At 72.4% G+C, this 17,980-nt stretch carries 18 protein-coding genes and 1 riboswitch; of the genes, 10 read left to right on the top strand and 8 right to left on the bottom strand.

Features of this window, described 5'->3' with window-relative positions; all coding sequences use genetic code 11:
• Positions 1-269: 269 nt before the first annotated feature.
• Positions 270-1,208, bottom strand: coding sequence for an SIS domain-containing protein (locus ACZ4A5_RS30610; RefSeq protein WP_467591368.1), 939 nt, complete (start codon positions 1,206-1,208; stop codon positions 270-272).
• 188 nt (positions 1,209-1,396) lie between these two features.
• On the opposite strand from ACZ4A5_RS30610, the gene ACZ4A5_RS30615 reads away from it, so the two are divergent.
• From ACZ4A5_RS30615 to otsB, 3 genes are all read left to right on the top strand, one after another.
• Complete coding sequence (locus ACZ4A5_RS30615; protein WP_467591370.1) at positions 1,397-2,683, top strand: extracellular solute-binding protein; 1,287 nt, start codon at positions 1,397-1,399, stop codon at positions 2,681-2,683.
• A 3-nt stretch (positions 2,684-2,686) separates the two neighbouring features.
• On the top strand, positions 2,687-2,950 hold the full coding sequence (locus tag ACZ4A5_RS30620; RefSeq protein WP_467591373.1) for a DUF3263 domain-containing protein: 264 nt from the start codon (positions 2,687-2,689) through the stop codon (positions 2,948-2,950).
• 62 nt (positions 2,951-3,012) lie between these two features.
• Positions 3,013-3,858: a trehalose-phosphatase gene (gene otsB, locus ACZ4A5_RS30625; RefSeq protein ID WP_398868158.1), complete on the top strand. Its 846-nt coding sequence runs from the start codon at positions 3,013-3,015 to the stop codon at positions 3,856-3,858.
• 3 nt (positions 3,859-3,861) lie between these two features.
• Here otsB and ACZ4A5_RS30630 read toward each other — a convergent pair whose 3' ends face one another.
• The 3 genes from ACZ4A5_RS30630 to ACZ4A5_RS30640 all read right to left on the bottom strand — a co-directional run bounded on the left by ACZ4A5_RS30630 (position 3,862) and on the right by ACZ4A5_RS30640 (position 7,499).
• The gene (locus tag ACZ4A5_RS30630; protein WP_467591376.1) at positions 3,862-4,614 is read right to left on the bottom strand and encodes a hypothetical protein; all 753 of its coding nucleotides are present in this window, start codon (positions 4,612-4,614) and stop codon (positions 3,862-3,864) included.
• Between the two features lie 254 nt (positions 4,615-4,868).
• Positions 4,869-6,329 carry an alpha,alpha-trehalose-phosphate synthase (UDP-forming) gene (locus ACZ4A5_RS30635; protein WP_467591379.1) on the bottom strand — a complete coding sequence of 487 codons (1,461 nt, stop codon included), beginning with the start codon at positions 6,327-6,329 and terminating at the stop codon, positions 4,869-4,871.
• Between the two features lie 222 nt (positions 6,330-6,551).
• The gene (locus ACZ4A5_RS30640; protein WP_467591382.1) at positions 6,552-7,499 is read right to left on the bottom strand and encodes a glucosyl-3-phosphoglycerate synthase; all 948 of its coding nucleotides are present in this window, start codon (positions 7,497-7,499) and stop codon (positions 6,552-6,554) included.
• Between the two features lie 163 nt (positions 7,500-7,662).
• Positions 7,663-7,800: riboswitch (SAM riboswitch) on the top strand.
• Between the two features lie 17 nt (positions 7,801-7,817).
• On the opposite strand from ACZ4A5_RS30640, the gene thrC reads away from it, so the two are divergent.
• From thrC to groL, 4 genes are all read left to right on the top strand, one after another.
• Positions 7,818-9,101 carry a threonine synthase gene (gene thrC / locus ACZ4A5_RS30645; protein ID WP_467591384.1) on the top strand — a complete coding sequence of 428 codons (1,284 nt, stop codon included), beginning with the start codon at positions 7,818-7,820 and terminating at the stop codon, positions 9,099-9,101.
• Positions 9,102-9,148: 47 nt separating this feature from the next.
• The gene (locus ACZ4A5_RS30650; RefSeq protein ID WP_398868153.1) at positions 9,149-9,424 is read left to right on the top strand and encodes a MoaD/ThiS family protein; all 276 of its coding nucleotides are present in this window, start codon (positions 9,149-9,151) and stop codon (positions 9,422-9,424) included.
• Positions 9,425-9,862: 438 nt separating this feature from the next.
• A complete protein-coding gene (locus ACZ4A5_RS30655) occupies positions 9,863-10,066 on the top strand; it encodes a cold-shock protein (protein WP_005315736.1) in 204 nt (67 codons plus the stop codon).
• A 487-nt stretch (positions 10,067-10,553) separates the two neighbouring features.
• Positions 10,554-12,176: a chaperonin GroEL gene (groL, locus tag ACZ4A5_RS30660; RefSeq protein ID WP_366007490.1), complete on the top strand. Its 1,623-nt coding sequence runs from the start codon at positions 10,554-10,556 to the stop codon at positions 12,174-12,176.
• A 77-nt stretch (positions 12,177-12,253) separates the two neighbouring features.
• On the opposite strand, the gene ACZ4A5_RS30665 is transcribed toward groL, so the two are convergent.
• Genes ACZ4A5_RS30665 through ACZ4A5_RS30675 form a run of 3 tightly spaced genes read right to left on the bottom strand, consistent with a single transcriptional unit; the run spans position 12,254 to position 15,640 of the window.
• Entirely contained in the window at positions 12,254-13,696 is a 1,443-nt protein-coding gene (locus ACZ4A5_RS30665) for a PTS transporter subunit EIIC (RefSeq protein ID WP_467591389.1), read from the bottom strand.
• A gap of 51 nt (positions 13,697-13,747) precedes the next feature.
• Positions 13,748-14,683 (bottom strand): N-acetylmuramic acid 6-phosphate etherase, encoded by a 936-nt coding sequence (murQ, locus tag ACZ4A5_RS30670; protein WP_467591392.1) that lies wholly within the window; start codon positions 14,681-14,683, stop codon positions 13,748-13,750.
• A gap of 54 nt (positions 14,684-14,737) precedes the next feature.
• A complete protein-coding gene (locus tag ACZ4A5_RS30675; RefSeq protein WP_467591403.1) occupies positions 14,738-15,640 on the bottom strand; it encodes a MurR/RpiR family transcriptional regulator in 903 nt (300 codons plus the stop codon).
• A gap of 90 nt (positions 15,641-15,730) precedes the next feature.
• On the opposite strand from ACZ4A5_RS30675, the gene ACZ4A5_RS30680 reads away from it, so the two are divergent.
• Positions 15,731-16,090, top strand: coding sequence for a hypothetical protein (locus tag ACZ4A5_RS30680; RefSeq protein WP_467591395.1), 360 nt, complete (start codon positions 15,731-15,733; stop codon positions 16,088-16,090).
• Positions 16,087-16,368 carry a DUF4031 domain-containing protein gene (locus tag ACZ4A5_RS30685; protein WP_398868148.1) on the top strand — a complete coding sequence of 94 codons (282 nt, stop codon included), beginning with the start codon at positions 16,087-16,089 and terminating at the stop codon, positions 16,366-16,368. The genes ACZ4A5_RS30680 and ACZ4A5_RS30685 overlap by 4 nt, the downstream gene beginning before the upstream one ends.
• A gap of 5 nt (positions 16,369-16,373) precedes the next feature.
• On the opposite strand, the gene ACZ4A5_RS30690 is transcribed toward ACZ4A5_RS30685, so the two are convergent.
• Positions 16,374-17,048 (bottom strand): HD domain-containing protein, encoded by a 675-nt coding sequence (locus ACZ4A5_RS30690; RefSeq protein ID WP_467591398.1) that lies wholly within the window; start codon positions 17,046-17,048, stop codon positions 16,374-16,376.
• Positions 17,049-17,106: 58 nt separating this feature from the next.
• Between ACZ4A5_RS30690 and ACZ4A5_RS30695 the strand changes: the two genes are divergently transcribed.
• On the top strand, positions 17,107-17,805 hold the full coding sequence (locus ACZ4A5_RS30695; RefSeq protein ID WP_467591401.1) for a copper homeostasis protein CutC: 699 nt from the start codon (positions 17,107-17,109) through the stop codon (positions 17,803-17,805).
• Positions 17,806-17,980 lie beyond the last annotated feature (175 nt).

Here is a 17,980-nt window from a genome sequence, read left to right on the forward strand (position 1 = left end):
CCGGGCAACAAATCAGCCCGTTGGGGGCACCTCCCAGCGGTAGCTGGGGGAGTTTGAGGACGCGGCCGCAGGCCGCTCCCGCCGCAGGCGGCAACCGGCCCGCAGCTGGGGGTCTGGGGCAGCGCCCCAGTTTCGGGGCGCGCAGAGTTGTGGGGGTCTGGGGGCTCGCCCCCAGTTTCAGGGAAGGGGCGGGTAGGGGAAAAGCGCCGCAGGCCGACGGACCGCCGCCGGGGGCCTGGGGCCCGTGCCCCAGTGCGGCCCCGGTGTACCTACCCGTTCAAGATGACGCTTCGCGTCAAGCCCCGCGGTTCGTCCGGGTTCAGGCCCTTCGACTCCGCCACCGCGACAGCGAGCCGCTGCGCTCGGATCAGGTCCGCCATCGGATCGAGGCGGGAGCCCGCCGCCATGAGCGTGCCCCCCGACCGCTCCACATCCGCCGAGAGCCCCGCGGGGACCGCGCCCAGGATCCACGCCACCCGGCCGGGAGCGGTGATCGAGATCGGGCCGTGGCGGTATTCCATCGCGGGGTAGGACTCGGTCCAGGCGCCCGCCGCCTCGCGCATCTTCAGGGCCGCCTCCTGCGCGAGCCCGTACGTCCAGCCCGTGCCCAGGAACGTCCACTGCCCGGCCGAGACCACGGACGGCGGCAGCGGCTCCGTGAGGGCGGACTCCGCGTCGGCCGCCGCCTCGGCGACCGTGCGGACGTCCGAGGGGAGCGGGCCGTACGCCTCCAGGCCCGCGCGGAGATAGGCGAGGGCCGTGGTCGCGAAGCGGGTCTGGACGACGGACTCCTCGTCGGCCCAGCCGAGCGGGGCGACGGATCCGGCCACGTCCGCCACCGGGGTCCCGGGGCCGGCGGTCAGCGCGAGCGTGCGCGTGCGGCCGCGCAGGGCCGACAGCAGGTCGAGGACCTCCGTCGTGGTCCCGGACCGGGTGATCGCCACGACCCGGTCGTACGCGCGGCTCCGGGGGAACTCCGAGGAGGCGAACGCGTCCGTCTCGCCCTGCCCGGCGGCCTCGCGCAGCGCCGCGTACGCCTGGGCCATGAACCAGGACGTGCCGCACCCGGTCACCGCGACCCGCTCGCCCGGCCGGGGCAGCTCCGTGGCGCCGGCCGCCGCCCCGGCGGCACGCCGCCAGCAGCCTGGCTGGGTGTCGATCTCCGCCGCCGTGCGGGAAGCGGAACGTGAAGAGGAAGGCTGCTGCATGCGCTGAGGCTCCTTGCGAGAGGTGCGGTGGGCGTCGGGAACGTGGATAGCAGCCCCGCCTTGAGGGAGGGAAGATGCGGAAGGGCGATACCGAAGCGCAACCGGAGCCGGCTGGACCGTAAGGTGGCGCGCGGGGGAGACTCACGGTCTCCAGCGAGGAAAACGAACCACGAAGGTGGGAAGCAGTAGTGCAGCGGCGGCGGTTCCTGGGTATGACGGCGGCGGGTGCCGCCACTGCGGCGTTGGCTCCCGCACTGACGGCTTGCGGGAGCGGCGGTCCCGGTTCGGGCACCAAGAAGCTGAAGCTGATCGCCGCGGACTACGGCGACAATCCGTCGAACAGCTCGAAGAAGTACTGGGACGCCCTCGTCCGCGACTTCGAGGACCAGCACAGCAAGATCAAGGTCGACGTCGAGGTCTACAGCTGGACCGAGGTCGACAAGAAGGTCGCCGACCTGGTCGCGGCGGGCAAGGCCCCCGACCTCGCGCAGATCGGCGCGTACGCGGACTTCGCCGCGGCAGGCAAGCTCTACAGCGCCGACCAGCTGCTCACGGTCCCCACCCAGGCGGAGTTCATCGCGTCGATCGAGAAGGCGGGTGAGGTGCACCGCGTGCAGTACGGCATGCCGTTCGTCTCCAGCACCCGTCTGCTCTTCTGCAACAAGGAGCTCTTCGACAAGGCCGGCATCGCCAAGGCCCCCGAGAACTGGGACGAGCTCCAGGCCGCGGCGAAGAAGCTCCAGGCGAACGGCGTGAAGATACCCTTCGGCCTGCCCCTCGGCCCGGAGGAGGCCCCGGCCGAGACGATGATGTGGTTCCTCGCCGCCGGCGGCGGCTACACCGACGCCAACGGCGTCTACACCATCGCCCACGACGAGAACGTCAAGGCGCTGGAGTGGCTGCGCGACGAGCTCGTCGGCAAGAAGCTCACCGGCCCCCTCGACCCCGCCCGCACCAACCGGCAGGACGTCTTCGACGCCTTCTGCAAGGGCGAGGTCGGGATGCTCAACGGCCACCCCACGCTGATGCAGCAGGCCGGCGCCAAGGGGATCAAGTACATCACCGCGCCGCTGCCCGGCATCAAGGGCAAGTCCAAGTCGACCATGGGCGTCGCCGACTGGATGATGGCGTTCAAGCAGAACGGCAACCGCGACCAGATCGGTGCCTTCCTCGACTTCGTCTACAGCACCAAGAACGTGCTGGACTTCACCGGGCAGTACGACCTGCTGCCGGTGACCGCCTCCGCCTCCGCGAAGATGGCCGCGGACTCGGGCCGCAAGCGGCTGAGGCCGTTCCTGGACCAGCTGGAGAGCGCCGAGTTCTACCCCGCGGACAAGACGTCCTGGGCGGCGGTCAGCAAGGCGATCAAGGAGAAGATCGGCTCCACGGTGAAGACCGGCGGGGACCCGAACAGCGTGCTCAGCGAGATCGAGCGCGAGGCGAACTCCCTGGAGACGGCGAGTCAGGGGCGCTAGACGATGGCCGACGAGGATTTCGTGGACCCCGGGCCGGGCGGGCCGGGGCTCTCCGGGCGGGACCGGGACGTGCTGGCGCTGGAGCGCCGCGCGTGGCCGGGTCCGGGCGCGAAGGAACGCGCGATCCGCGAGGACCTCGGCCTCACCCCCACCCGCTACTACCAGCTGCTCAACGCGCTGCTGGACGACCCCGCCGCGCTCGCCCACGACCCGGTGACGGTCAACCGCCTCCGGCGGCTGCGCGAGGCACGGCGGGAACGGCGCTAGCCGGACCGTTCCCCGTCGTACGTTCGAGCACCTCCGGCACTCCAGGACAGTAGGGTCGTCCCATGGGCAGTCATCCACTCCCCGAACCCCGCAGCCGCGCCGGCCGCCACGGCCTCGCCGAGCTGCTCGCCGCGCCGGACAAGAGCGTCGTCGCGCTGGACTTCGACGGCACGCTCGCCCCGATCGTCCCGGACCCCGAGCAGGCCCGCGCCCACCCCGGCGCCGTGCCCGCGCTCGCGCGCCTCGCGCCCGCGCTGCGCTCCGTCGCCGTGATCACCGGCCGCCCGGCGGGCGTGGCCGTGCGCTACGGCGGCTTCGCCGGGGTCCCGGGGCTGGAACACCTCGTCGTGCTGGGCCACTACGGCGCCGAGCGCTGGGACGCCGTCACCGGCACCGTCAAGGCCCCCGCCCCGCACCCGGGCGTCGCGGCCGTGCAGGCCGCGCTGCCCGGGGAGCTCGACCGGTCCGGCGCCTGGCGGGGCACCTGGGTCGAGGACAAGGGCCGCGCCATCGCCGTGCACACCCGGCGCGCCGCCGACCCCCAGGCCGCCTACGACGCCCTGCGCGGCCCGCTGGAAGCGCTCGCCGCGCGGCACGGCCTGATCGTCGAACCGGGCCGGTTCGTCCTGGAGTTGCGCCCGCCCGGCATCGACAAGGGCGTGGCCCTCGCCGAGTACGTGCGCGAGACGGGCGCCCGCGCCGTCCTCTACGCCGGTGACGACCTCGGCGACCTCGCCGCCTTCGCCGCCGTGGAGGAGCTGCGCGCCGAAGGGCTGGCCGGCCTCCTCGTGTGCAGCGGCAGCACGGAGGTCACCGAACTCGCCGAACGGGCCGACCTCGTGGTGGACGGCCCGAGCGGCGTGGTGGAGCTGCTGACGGCCCTCGCGGACCGCCTGCCCACCGGCTGAACCTCATTCGTCGTCCGGGTCCTTGGCGGCGGTCGGGTCACCCTTGGCCGCCTTCTCCGGCAGGCCCAGGGTCTTCAGCGCCGTCGTCCAGTCGTGGGCGATCGCCTGCTGCGCCTTGACGAGGTCCGCCTTGCCCGAACAGATCGCGGTCTTGAGCTTGGTCTCGACCACGTCCTTGGGGTTGTTGGGCCCCGCGCCCGGCTTGTGGCCGGGGGAGGGCGGCTCGACCCACAGATTGCGCGGGTCGTTGGGGTCGCCGCCGAGCTGGAGGCTGATCAAGTGGTCGTACTCGTAGTCCTTCATCGAGCCCTTGTAACCGTACGAGGCCGCGTTGGCGGTCTTCTCGCGGCTGGTGATGCCGACCGGCGGCCGGATGTCCTTGGTGTAGCCGCTACGGCAGATCGTCGTCTTCAACGTCGCCTGCGTGACCTTCGGATTCGTCGCTCCGGGCGTGCACTTGGGGTCGGGCAGGGGCTCCTTGGCCGAGGTGTACTGGTAGTGACAGCTGCCCTCCGCGGGCTGCTTCTGCACGGTGTACGCGGGCTGGGGGCCCGGGCCCACGGGTATGGCGCCGTCTCCCGTGGAGGGAGCGAACGACCCTGTGGCCGAAGCGGAGGGGGAGGCGCCGGACTTGGCGTTCTTGGTGTCGTCGGAGCTCTTGCTCCCGGAGTCGGAGGAGCAGCCGGTGGTCAGTGCGGCTGCGACGAGGGCGACGGCCGCGAGGGCGGTGGCGGCTCGGGGTGGGGCGATCTGCATGGCCTCATGGTTACCCGGGGGCGGGGCGGGGCAGGCGGCGGCCCGAAGCACTTTGCCGAAGGCTGGCCGGGTGTTTGCTCCGGGGTGTGCGCGGGGGGTGTGCGGCGGGTGGGTGCGGGCCGGTGGCGCCTGCGGCGGGAGCGCCCTTCGGGCGCGTCCTCAAACGCCGGACGGGCTGGAAATCCAGCCCGTCCGGCGTTTGAGGACAACGCGCGAAGCGTGTTGCGGGGGTCCGGGGCGCGTAGCCCACGCGGTTACAGCGCGGCCAGCTGGTCCAGGAACCAGCGGGCCGGAGGGAGCGCCACCGCCGCGGCGGCGAGCCGCTTCGTGCGCGACGCCCGTTCCGACGGGTCCATCAGGAGAGCCTCGTGCAGCGCCGACGCCGTGGCCTCCACGTCGTACGGGTTGACCACGAGCGCGTCGTCCCCCAGCTCCGCCACCGCCCCCGCCTCCCGGGAGAGGACGAGAGCGCAGCCGTGGTCGGAGACGACGGGGACCTCCTTGGCGACCAGGTTCATGCCGTCGCGGATGGGGTTGACGAGCGCGACGTCCGCCAGGCGGTAGGCGGCGAGCGAGCGGGCGAAGTCGTCCTTGACGTGCAGGGAGACCGGTTCCCAATCCGCCGTGCCGAACGTCGCGTTGATCTCCCGGGCGACCCGCTCGACCTCCGCCGTGTACGCGCGGTAGACCTTCAGATCCTGCCGCGAGGGGTAAGCGAAGGCGATGTGCACCACCTTGCCCCGCCACTCCGGGCGGTCCTCCAGCAGCCGGCGGTAGGCGTGGAGGCCGCGCACGATGTTCTTGGACAGCTCGGTGCGGTCGACGCGCACGATCGCCTTGCGGTCCGGGCCGAGCTGGGCGCGGAGCGCGGCCATCCGCTCCTCGACGTCCGCGCGGTGCGCGCGCTCCCGCAGGAAGTCCGCGTCGGCGCCGAGGCCGTGCACGCCGAGCCGGGTCGTCCGGCCCTCGAAGAGCACCGCCGTCCCGCCCGTGCCGCGGACGACCTCCGCCCCCAGGACCTTCTCGCAGCAGTCGGCGAACGCGTCCGCCCAGCGCTCGGTCAGGAAGGCCGCGCGGTCACCGCCGAGGACGCCGCGCAGCACCCGCTCGGCGACGTCGTCCGGCAGCAGCCGGTAGTAGTCCGGCGGGGCCCAGGGGGTGTGCGAGAAGTGGCCGATCCGCAGGTCGGGACGGCGCTCCCGGAGCAGGCCCGGCACCAGCGCCAGGTGGTAGTCCTGCACGAGCACGGCGGCGCCCTGCGCGGCCTCCTCGGCGAGGGCGTCCGCGAAGGCCGCGTTGTACGCCTCGTACGCCGCCCACTGCCGCCGGAAGTCCGCGTCGAAGACGGGTGCCAGGGGCGTCTCGTAGAGCATGTGGTGGACGAACCACAGCACGGAGTTGGCGATGCCGTTGTAGGCGGCGGCGAAGGTGTCCGGGTCGACGTCCAGCATGCGCACCCGGTGGCCGCCGGTGTCCTCGGTGTCGAGTCTGCGGCCCGCGCGCCGCGCCGCCTCGCGGTCGCCCTCGCCCATGGCCGCGCACACCCACACGGCGCCGGCGTCGCGGTCTATGGCGCTGAGCCCCGAGACGAGGCCGCCACCGCCCCGGCCGGCGGTCAGCTCGCCGTCGACCAGCTTGTACGAGACCGGGCCGCGGTTGGAGGCGACGACGATCTGCGCGGTGTGGGTGTGCGGTTGCGTGTGCTCAACGACCATGTGGCCAGCCTTGCCTGGCTGCCGGTCGTTCAAACGTTTGTCGGGGCCGGGGGTGGGTGCGGTCGGCTGCGCCTGCGGCGGGCCTTTTCCCCAGCCCCGCCCCTTCCCGAAACTGGGGGCGATCCCCCAGACCCCCTGCAACACGCTTCGCGCGTTGTCCTCAAGCGCCGGACGGGCTGGAAATCCAGCCCGTCCGGCGCTTGAGGACAAGGAAAAGACCCCCTACGCCGCGTCCCGTGCCGCGTATTCCGGGATGTCCCGCATCGGGGGTCGCTCCTCCGTGTCCACCGCGTACGTCCGAGGGACGAATCCCTCGGACGTACGCTCGAACTGGGTCAGGGACGGCCGCACCAGGTGGCCGCGGGCCAGGCGCAGCTGGGCCGTGCGGTAGATGGCCGCGGCCATCCGGCCCAGCGCGCGGCCGTCCTGGTGGCGGTGGACGCGGACGCCCACGTCGACCTGGGCCAGGGCGTCCAGGCCGACGGTGTGGAGGGCGTCGACCAGGAGGCCCAGTTCCACGCCGTAGCCCACGGGGAACGGCAGGCGTTCCAGGAGCGAGCGGCGGGCCGCGTACTCGCCGCCCAGGGGCTGGACGAAGCCCGCCAGCTGCGGCCAGTGCAGGTTGAGCAGGGGGCGGGCCACCAGCTCGGTCACCCGGCCGCCCTGTCCGGCCACTTCGCCGAGCGGGCGGTCGTACATCGCCTTCACGAACGCGACGCCCGGGTCGGTCAGCAGCGGGCCGACGGTGCCGGAGACGAAATCCGCGGAGAAGTCGCGCAGATCGGCGTCGACGAAGCAGACCACGTCCCCGCGCGTCACCAGCAGCGACCGCCACAGCACCTCGCCCTTGCCGGGCAGGGCGGGCAGCCGCGGCAGCACCGAGTCGCGGTGCACCACGCGCGCGCCTGCCGCGGCGGCGACCTCGGCCGTGCGGTCGGTGGAGCCGGAGTCGAGCACCACCAGCTCGTCGACCAGCGGCACCGCGTCCGTCATCAGTTCGCGCCGGATCGTGGCGACGATGTCGCCGACGGTCGCCTCCTCGTCCAGCGCCGGAAGCACCACGCTGACGGTGGTGCCCTTCTCCCGTTTGGCCGCGAGCAGCTGGTCGAGCGGACGGTCTCCGACGGACCAGGACCGCCGGCCCAGCCAGCGCTCCACCTCTTCCAGCACGTGAACGACTCCTCTGCTCCGGTGTGGTCCTGTGACGCATCTCGCGGAACGGACGACCTGCTCGGGTGTCCGTGCCTTCGGTTACAGTCTGAACAACGCGGAACGCCGTCGTATGTCGGGGTCACCGCGCGCACAAACGCCTGGGCAGTGCCCAGTGCCATACCGCTCATCCAGAGGGGCAGAGGGACACGGCCCGTTGAAGCCCCGGCAACCCTCCCGCCGGTCTCGCAAGCGCGAGGCTCCCGGTGGGGAAGGTGCCAATTCCGTCTCGTGGCGAGGTTCGCCGCGAGGAAGATGAGGAGAAAGGGCCTCGCCTCCATGGCTGTGCAGTCTGTCGAAAGCTCAACCACTTCTGTCGCGCTCGGTCCCGCCGTCGCCCTCTCGTGCCGAGAGTGCGGGGAGCGGTTCGACCTCGGTCCCATCTTCGCCTGCGCCGCCTGTTTCGGCCCGCTCGAAGTCGCGTACGACCTCCCCACCGGCGATCCCGAGGCCCTGCGCCGCCGCATCGAGGCCGGTCCCGACAACATCTGGCGCTACGCCCCGCTGCTGCCCGTACCCGCGGACGTGACGGAGAAGCCCAGCCTCAACCCCGGCTTCACCAAGCTCGTCAAGGCCGACAACCTCGCCCGCGAGCTGGGCGTCACCGGCGGGCTGTACGTCAAGGACGACTCCGGCAATCCCACGCACTCCTTCAAGGACCGCGTCGTCGCCATCGCTGTCGAGGCGGCGCGCGCCTTCGGCTTCACCACGCTCTCCTGCTCCTCGACCGGCAACCTCGCCGGCGCGGTCGGTGCCGCCGCGGCCCGCGCGGGTTTCAAGTCCTGTGTCTTCATCCCGCACGACCTGGAGGCCGGCAAGGTCGTCATGGCCGCGGTCTACGGCGGCGACCTGGTGGGCATCGAGGGCACCTACGACGACGTGAACCGCTTCTGCTCCGAGCTGATCGGCGACCCGCTCGGCGAGGGCTGGGGCTTCGTCAACGTCAACCTCCGCCCGTACTACGGCGAGGGCTCCAAGACCCTGGCGTACGAGATCTGCGAGCAGCTGGGCTGGCGCCTGCCGGACCAGATCGTGATCCCCATCGCCTCCGGCTCCCAGCTCACGAAGATCGACAAGGGGCTGAAGGAGCTGATCGCGCTGGGCCTGGTCGAGGACCGGCCGTACCGGATCTTCGGCGCGCAGGCGGCGGGCTGCTCGCCGGTCTCCCGCGCGTTCAAGGACGCCCACGACGTGGTGCGGCCGGTGAGGCCGGACACGATCGCGAAGTCCCTCGCGATCGGCAACCCCGCCGACGGGCCGTATGTGCTCGACATCGCCCGGCGGACGGGCGGTGCCGTGGAGGACGTGGACGACGCGGAGATCGTCGACGCGATCCGGCTGCTGGCCCGCACGGAGGGGATCTTCGCGGAGACCGCGGGCGGGGTGACGGTGGGCGTCACCCGCAAGCTCATCGAGCGCGGGGTGCTCGACCCGGCGCTGACGACGGTCGTGCTCAACACCGGCGACGGGCTCAAGACGCTGGACGCCGTGGCGGCCGGGCCGTCCGCGACCATCCGGCCGTCCCTGGAGGCGTTCCGCGCCGCCGGGCTCGCCACCGGCTGACGTCCCCACCCGACCATTCACCGGAAGACCGGAAAGGCAGGACCCCCATGAGCATCTCCGTTCGCATCCCCACCATCCTCCGCACCTACACCGGCGGTGTCGCCGAAGTCCCCGCCGAGGGGGCGACGCTGGCCGAGGTGATCGGCGATCTGGAGAAGAACCACCCCGGCATCGCCGCCCGTGTCCTCGACGACGCGGGGAAGCTGCGCCGGTTCGTGAACGTGTATGTCAATGACGACGACGTGCGCTTCGAGCAGGGGCTTTCGACGCCCACGCCCGACGGCGCCGGGGTGTCGATCATCCCCGCCGTCGCCGGCGGCTGAGCTTTACGCAAGCTCCCTGCGAAAGACCCCCTGAATCGCCCCGGCCGTGAAACGGACGGGGCGATTCCGTCTGTTGAGCGCGATACAGTTGGGGCGATCCCCCTCCGGCGTCAGTGCCGAACGCATATGAGAACCCGTCAAGTTGTGCGCGAACTGTGTGCGCGAATTGTCGGGTTGCTTGCGCTATGCCCGGCCCGACTTGCCCTGGATCCACCGGAGTTCGCCGCATTTCAGCAATCAGCCGCGCCGGGAATTCTCGTCCGAGTGACCTGTTGCAGACGGCATCCGTGCAGATACATTCAGCCGCGGTCGACGCGTTCCGGCGCACACCATCGGGATTTCCCCTGCCACCGGCTGGGGAGAAGTTCCGGAGGTGAGGTCTGACCCGGGTCCGCGAAGTGCGGTCCTGCGCAAGGGCCAGTAATAGGGGAGTTAGGCATGGCTCAGGGCACCGTCAAGTGGTTCAACGCGGAGAAGGGGTACGGCTTCATCGCGGTCGACGGTGGTGCGGATGTATTCGTCCACTACAGCGCGATCCAGATGGACGGCTACCGCACCCTCGAGGAGGGTCAGCGAGTGGAGTTCGAGATCTCGCAGGGCCAGAAGGGGCCGCAGGCGGACATGGTCAAGCTCGCCGTCTGATCTCGGCGCATCGACCACCGGCTCACTCAGCTCGCAGGAGGGCCCGTACCCGCGCACCGGGGTACGGGCCCTTCGTGTGCCCTCGCGCGTGTACGTGTGCGCGTACACGCGCGCGTTCCGTGTGTACCCGGAGGTGTCCCGTCGCGCGCGTCCTTCTGTGGAGGCGCTTGCGCCCCCGGGCTTCGTCCGGGGGTGCCCCCGGTGCCACTAACGGTGCGCTCATGAACGGATCGCTTGCGCCCCCAGACTTCGTCCGGGGGTGCCCCCGGTGCCACTAACGGTGCGCTCATGAACGGATCGCTTGCACTCTGGTGGGTCGAGTGCTAATCATTGGCGTTAGCACTCTCCGAGTGAGAGTGACAGATTTGGACCGTCGGTGAGGTCCATCAGCCGGGTGGGGCAAGGAACCGCCAGGCCGGTGAGCCGTCCGTCGCGGGCGCCAGCGCGGTCCGGAGAAATCCACCCCGTCCTGGGAGGACCACTTCACATGGCCAAGATCATCGCGTTCGACGAGGAGGCACGGCGCGGTCTCGAGCGCGGGATGAACCAGCTCGCCGACGCCGTCAAGGTCACCCTCGGCCCCAAGGGCCGCAACGTCGTCCTCGAGAAGAAGTGGGGCGCCCCCACGATCACCAACGATGGTGTGTCCATCGCCAAGGAGATCGAGCTCGAGGACCCGTACGAGAAGATCGGCGCCGAGCTGGTCAAGGAGGTCGCGAAGAAGACGGACGACGTCGCCGGTGACGGCACGACGACCGCGACCGTCCTGGCCCAGGCGCTGGTCCGCGAGGGCCTGCGCAACGTCGCCGCGGGCGCCAACCCCATGGCCCTCAAGCGCGGCATCGAGAAGGCCGTCGAGGCCGTCTCCGGTGCGCTGCTCGAGCAGGCCAAGGACGTGGAGACCAAGGAGCAGATCGCCTCCACCGCCTCCATCTCCGCCGCCGACACCCAGATCGGCGAGCTCATCGCCGAGGCGATGGACAAGGTCGGCAAGGAAGGCGTCATCACCGTCGAGGAGTCCCAGACCTTCGGTCTGGAGCTGGAGCTCACCGAGGGTATGCGCTTCGACAAGGGCTACATCTCGGCGTACTTCGCCACCGACATGGAGCGTATGGAGGCGTCCCTGGACGACCCGTACATCCTGATCGTCAACTCGAAGATCGGCTCGGTCAAGGACCTGCTGCCGCTCCTCGAGAAGGTCATGCAGTCCGGCAAGCCGCTGCTGATCATCGCCGAGGACGTCGAGGGCGAGGCCCTGTCGACCCTGGTCGTCAACAAGATCCGTGGCACCTTCAAGTCCGTCGCCGTCAAGGCCCCGGGCTTCGGTGACCGCCGCAAGGCCATGCTCGGCGACATCGCCATCCTCACCGGTGGCACCGTCATCTCCGAGGAGGTCGGCCTCAAGCTGGAGAACGCCGGTCTCGACCTGCTCGGCCGCGCCCGCAAGGTCGTCATCACCAAGGACGAGACGACCATCGTCGACGGTGCCGGTGACAGCGACCAGGTCCAGGGCCGCGTCAACCAGATCCGCGCCGAGATCGAGAACAGCGACTCGGACTACGACCGCGAGAAGCTCCAGGAGCGCCTCGCGAAGCTGGCCGGCGGCGTGGCCGTCATCAAGGCCGGTGCCGCGACCGAGGTCGAGCTCAAGGAGCGCAAGCACCGCATCGAGGACGCCGTCCGCAACGCGAAGGCGGCCGTCGAGGAGGGCATCGTCGCCGGTGGTGGCGTGGCCCTGCTCCAGGCTTCCGCGGTCTTCGAGAAGCTCGAGCTCGAGGGCGACGAGGCCACCGGTGCCAACGCCGTGCGCCTGGCCCTGGAGGCCCCGCTGAAGCAGATCGCCGTCAACGGTGGTCTCGAGGGCGGCGTCGTCGTGGAGAAGGTCCGCAACCTCACGGTCGGCCACGGTCTGAACGCCGCGACCGGCGAGTACGTCGACATGATCGCCGAGGGCATCATCGACCCGGCGAAGGTCACGCGTTCCGCCCTGCAGAACGCCGCCTCCATCGCCGCGCTGTTCCTGACCACCGAGGCCGTCATCGCCGACAAGCCGGAGAAGGCCGCCGCGGCCGCTCCGGGCGGCATGCCGGGCGGTGACATGGACTTCTGAGCCGACTCCTCCCGTCGCTCACCGGCTTCCGTCCGGTGAGCCGGGAACGGCTCAAGTCTTCCGAGGGCGGCACCCCATCACGGGGTGCCGCCCTCGGGCGTTCGCGCGTTCAGCTCCGCGAGCGCCGCCTTGCCGAAGCCGAAGAGGTACGTCGCCACGAACCCCGCCACATATCCCACCAGCAGCCCCAGCGCGTAGACCGCCGCCGTCCGGCCGAGGCCGTGGTTGCCCTTCAGCAGGGGGAAGAGGGCCCAGCCCGACGGGCCGATGGCCGTGGTGCCGACCTTGGTGCCCAGCTGGTTGAGCAGGCCCACGAAGCCGCCGCCGAACGCGCCGCCCACGCACGCCGTGACGAACGGCCGCCCCAGCGGCAGCGAGACGCCGTAGATCAGCGGCTCGCCGATGCCCAGGAAGCCGGCCGGGAGCGCGGAGCGGATCGTGCCGCGCACCGAGAGGTTGCGCCGGAGCCGGACGTAGACCGCGAGGGCCGCCCCCACCTGGCCCGCGCCCGCCATCGCCAGGATCGGCAGCAGGACGGTGTAGCCCTCCTGCTGGATCAGCGTCGTATGGACGGGGATCAGCGCCTGGTGCAGGCCCAGCATCACCAGCGGCAGGAACAGCCCGCCCAGCACGAAGCCCGCGCCCGCGCCGCCGTTGGCCAGCAGCCAGTCCGCCCACCGGCCGACGGCCGCGGCCGCCTTCCCGGCCGCGTACATCAGCCCGTACAGCGTGACCAGGCCCGTCGCCAGCGCCGTGAGCGTCGGGGTGACGAGGACGTCCAGGGTCTCCGGCACCCGTCCGCGGCACCACCTCTCGACGCACGTCGCCAGCAGGGCGGCGGCGAGCGCGCCGAGCACCCCGCCCTGGCCCGGCGCCAGCCGCTCCCCGAAGGCGCTGACCCGGCCGACGCCGCCGGACACCGTGATCGCCGCGACCGCGCCGCCCAGCACCGGGGTGCCGCCGAACTCCTTCGCCGTGTTGTAGCCGACGAACACCGCGATCAGTGACATGAAGCCCGAGGCGATCGCGGTCAGCGCGGGCGAGAGGCCGGGCAGCCAGTGGAGATTGGTGAGCAGCCCGCCGAGCCCGGCGACGATGCCGCAGCCGATCAGCGCCGGGATCAGCGGCACGAAGACGGCCGCGATCCGGCGCAGGAAGAGCTTGCCCGGGGTGGCGTTGCGCGCGGCGCGCCCGGCGCGGATCGCCGCGCCCCGCTCGGCCAGGGCCTCGGCGGTGACGGGCGCGGCCGCGCTCGGCTCGGCCGCGCTCAGCCGCGCCAGCTCGGGCGCCACCCGGGCGACGGCCCCCGGGCCCAGCACGACCTGGTACGCCCGCCCGTCCTCGACCACACCCAGCACGCCCGGCAGCGCCCGCAGCGCCTCGCCCCGGACCAGGGCGGGGTCGTGGAGCTCCAGCCGCAGGCGGGTCATGCAGTTCTCGACGGAGGCGATGTTCCCGGCGCCGCCCAGGAGCGGGAGCAGCGCGGCGGCCGTGGCGGCGTGGCTGTCGTCTGGGGCCATGGGCAAGTCCCTTGCTCCGGGGACGCTCGTAACGGAATTCTCTCCCGCGGGTCAGCCCCCGGCGACCGCACGCAGGGCCGTGCGCAGGTGCCCGGCCGACTCCTCCAGCAGGCGCGCGGCCGTGGGGCCGTCGACCCCGGCGAGCACGACGAGGATCGCGTTCTTCACCTCGCCGCCGGTCTCCGCCAGCGCCGCCTCCGTCTCCGCGTCGGAGGCTCCGGTCGCCAGGGCGACGATGTGCCGGGAGCGGGCGCGCAGTTTGTCGTTGGAGGCACGCACGTCGACCATCAGGTTCCCGTAGGTCTTGCCGAGCCGGATCATGGTGATGGTCGAGAGCATGTTGAGGACGAGCTTCTGCGCGGTGCCCGCCTTCAACCGGGTGGAGCCGGTGAGGAGTTCGGGCCCCACGACGACCTCGATCGCGTGCTCGGCGGCCGCGCCGAGCGGTGAGCCGGCGTTGCAGGACAGCCCGACGGTGAGCGCGCCCGCCGCGCGGGCGTGCGTGACGGCGCCGAGGGCGTACGGGGTGCGGCCGGACGCCGAGACGCCCACGACCGTGTCGGCCGGGCCGATGCAGATCGCCCGCAGGTCCCCGGCGGCCAGCTCCCGGCTGTCCTCGGCCCCTTCCACCGCCGTGACCAGCGCGGGCGCGCCGCCCGCGATGAGGCCGACGACCTGCGCGGGGTCGGTGTTGAAGGTCGGCGGGCACTCGCTGGCGTCCAGCACGCCGAGCCGGCCGGCCGTGCCCGCGCCCGCGTAGACGAGCCGCCCGCCACCGGCCATCCGGGCCGCGATCGCGTCGATGGCCTCGGCTATGCCGGGGAGCCGCGCGGCGACGGCGGCGGCGACGGTGGCGTCCTCACCGTTCATGATCTTCGCGATGTCGAGCGTGGGCAGCCGGTCGATGTCCGCGAGTTCGGGGCGGAACGCCTCGGTGGTGAGGGCGGCGAGCTCGGCGCGGAGCTCCGCGTGCGCGGGCGAGTCCATGGGGGCGGCGCCTTTCCGTGGCGGGCTGGTGGTCTCGGACGGCCCCGGCGGTTCTCAGCGGCGGGGGTCGTGCCGGTGGGCGAGCGCTTCGTAGGAGGCGGACAGGGCGGGCGCCGCCCGCTCGTACGTCCGCTGGGCGACGCCGATGAACAGGCAGTCCACCACGAGCAGTTGGCTGGTGCGGCTCGACATGGCGGCCGGGCGCAGCTCGCTCTCGCGGGCGGTGGAGGTGGTGAGGACGTGGTCGGCGTACTGCGCGATCTCCCCGTCCGGGCGGCCGGTGATCGCGATCGTCGTCGCGCCGTGCTCGAAGGCGACCCGCAGCGGCTCGATGACGTCGGTGGTCCGGCCCGAATGGGTGATGGCGATGGCGACGTCACCGGCCCGCAGCTGCACGGCGTTGGTGACGGCCAGGTGGGGGTCGGCGGGGGCGTGCGCGATCATGCCGATGCGCAGCAGCTTCTGCACCAGGTCCTGGCCGACGAGATGGGACGCGCCGATGCCGTAGACGTCGGTGCGCCGGGCGGTGGCCAGCGCGCCGACCGCCGACTCCAGCTGCGCGGGGTCCAGCGCGGCGGCGGTGTCGGCCAGGCACTGCGCCTCCTCGTGGGCGAGCTTGGCGACCACGTCGGCCAGCGGGTCGTCCACCGCGATGTCGGCCGTGACGGCCGGGGCGCGGCCCGCCGCCTGCTCGGCCGCGAGCGCGGCGAGCGCCAGGCGCAGGTCGCGGTAGCCGGGATACCCCAGGATGCGCGCGGTGCGGACGACGGTGGCCTCGCTGGTGCCGGTGCGCTCCGCGAGACCGGTGACCGTGAGTGCGGCCGAGCCCGCCGGGTCACCCGCCACGGCCTCGGCGACGCGCTGCATGGAGCGGGTCATCGAGGGCGCCAGCGTGCGGACCTTGGCGGCCAGCGCGCCGGGGGCCGGGGGTGTGGCGGCGGGTGCCGGGACGGCCATGAAAGTTTCTTTCAGTTTGCTGCTCACCCCATGAAAGGTATTTTCGGACCGGTGAACCGTCAACCCTTCCCATCCCGGACAATGGACCATATGGAGCTCGAACAGGCACTGCACACGGCGCGCGCCCTCGTCCTCGCCGACCTCATGGCCGGTGACGTGGCGGAGGCCGATGTCGTCTCCCTCGTCGAGGACGCGGTGGTCCACCGCCGGTGGTGGGTCGAGCAGTGGCCGGAGGGCGTGGCGTTCGTCGTGGGGCTGATCGCCCAGGACGTCCAGGACGCCCTGCTGGAGCGGCACGGCCGGTGGCCCCTGTGCCCGGTCTGCACGGACTCCGGCGACCCGCACGCCCTGGAGGTCGAGCCCGAGCTCGGCCCCGACCCGCACTGGGCCTGCGCCAAGCAGGCGGTGCTGGTGGCGCGCGTGGGGTCGCTGGGGGCGGCACCGCGGTGACCCTCTATATCGACCCGCCGACCTGGCCCGGTCACGGACGCATGTGGTCCCACCTGGTCAGCGACGTGTCGTTCGCCGAGCTGCACGAGTTCGCGGCGCGGCTCGGCGCCCCCTCGCGGGCGTTCGACCGGGACCACTACGACATCCCCTCGACGTCGTACGGCGAGGCCGTGCGGATGGGCGCGCGGGAGGTGGGCAGCAAGGAGCTCGTGCGGCTGCTGGTGGTGGCCGGGCTGCGCAGGCCCAAGCACGAACGGCCCGCCGGCGGGCTGCTGTAGCGCCCTCAGGCCGTCAGCAGCTCCAGCTCCGTCGCGAGGTTGCGGCGGGCCGTCGGCTCCCAGCGTTCGTGGCCCAGCGGCGTGCGGAACAGGCACGGCAGCCCCAGCAGATGCCGCAGCACCGCCGCCCGGCCCTCGCGGAACGCCGCGTCGGGCACGAAGCCGTACTCCTCGCGGACCGCCGCCGCGTACGCCGCGTACTCCTGCGGGGCCCCCGCCAGCACCGCCAGGTCCGCGTCGCACAGCACCTCGCCGTTGCGGTCGCCCTCCGCCGGGTCGTGCGTCACCGTCAGCCGGACGAGCCGGGCGGTCTCCGCGGTCCGGTCCGCGCCGAGGCCCAGCTCCGGCAGGGCGCGCTCCGCGAGGTGCGCGCTGCGCTCCTCGTTCTCCGAGCGGTCCGGGCGGTAGACCGCGTCGTGGAACCACGCCGCGAAGCGCACCGTGTCGACGTCCTCCGCGTACGCCGCCAGCTCGTCCACGCGGTCGAGGACCGCCGTCAGGTGGTCGACCGTGTGGTACCGGCGCTGCGGCTCCGACCAGCGGCGCAGCAGGTCCTCCGCGTACGGCGCCGGGTCCGGGGCGGTGGCCCCGCCGCGGGCCCGTACGACGGTGTCCCGCCAGCGGGCGCGCAGGGCGGGGCCGGAGGGGTGCTGGGGCGTGTCTGCCGCCGTGTCTGCCATAGGCCAATTGTGGAGCACCGCTTTTGACGCCGGGCGCCGGTGTGGCACTCTGTGCTACATGTCTAGACCAATTCTCGAGGTCATCGCGCTCACCCCCGAGGACGCGGTGGCGGCCCAGGCCGGAGGGGCGGACCGCCTCGAACTGGTCACCGACATGGCCGCGGACGGGCTCACCCCCTCCGTCGCGACCTTCGCCGCCGTCCGCGCGGCCGTCTCCCTCCCCGTACGCGTCATGCTCCGCGCCACCGACGGCTTCTCCGCCGGGACCGCGTCCGAGCTCGCCGCCCTGTGCGATGCCGCTCGGGCGCTGGCCGCCGAGGGCGCCGACGAGTTCGTCCTCGGCTTCCTCACCGACGACGGCCGGGCCGACCTCACCGCCGTCGCCGCCCTCGCCGAGGCGGTCGGGCCCCGGGCCCGGTGGACCTTCCACCGCGCCATCGACCGCGCCGCCGACCGGGACGCCCTGCGCAAGCAGCTCGCCGACTTCCCCGGCCTCGACACCTACCTCACCGCCGGCTCCGCCTCCGGCGTCGACGACGGCATCCCCACGCTGCTCGCCGAGGCGGCGCGGGGGGACGAGCCGGGCTACGAGCCGCGCATTCTGGTGGGGGGCGGGCTTCAGCTGAAGCATGTGCCTGTGCTTCTCGACGCGGGGCTGAGTGGGTTCCATATCGGTGGCGCGGCTCGGCCTGGGGGGTGGGCTGCTCCGGTCTCCGCTTCGGCGGTTTCGGTTTGGCGGGAGGCGCTTGGGGGTTGAGCGGGTTTCTTCTGCGGGTGTGTTGTGGTTGCGGTTCGGGTGGCCTCAAGCGCCGGCCGGGCTTTGGTTGTGGTGGGCGCCGGGGGTGGGTCTTCCGGGCTGGGGACCTGGAACGCGGTGCGGTGCGGGTCATGCGCATGGAGTGCCGTGCCGACGCACCGCGTTCCAGCGCAAA

Source organism: Streptomyces sp. NPDC025618 (assembly GCF_055558795.1).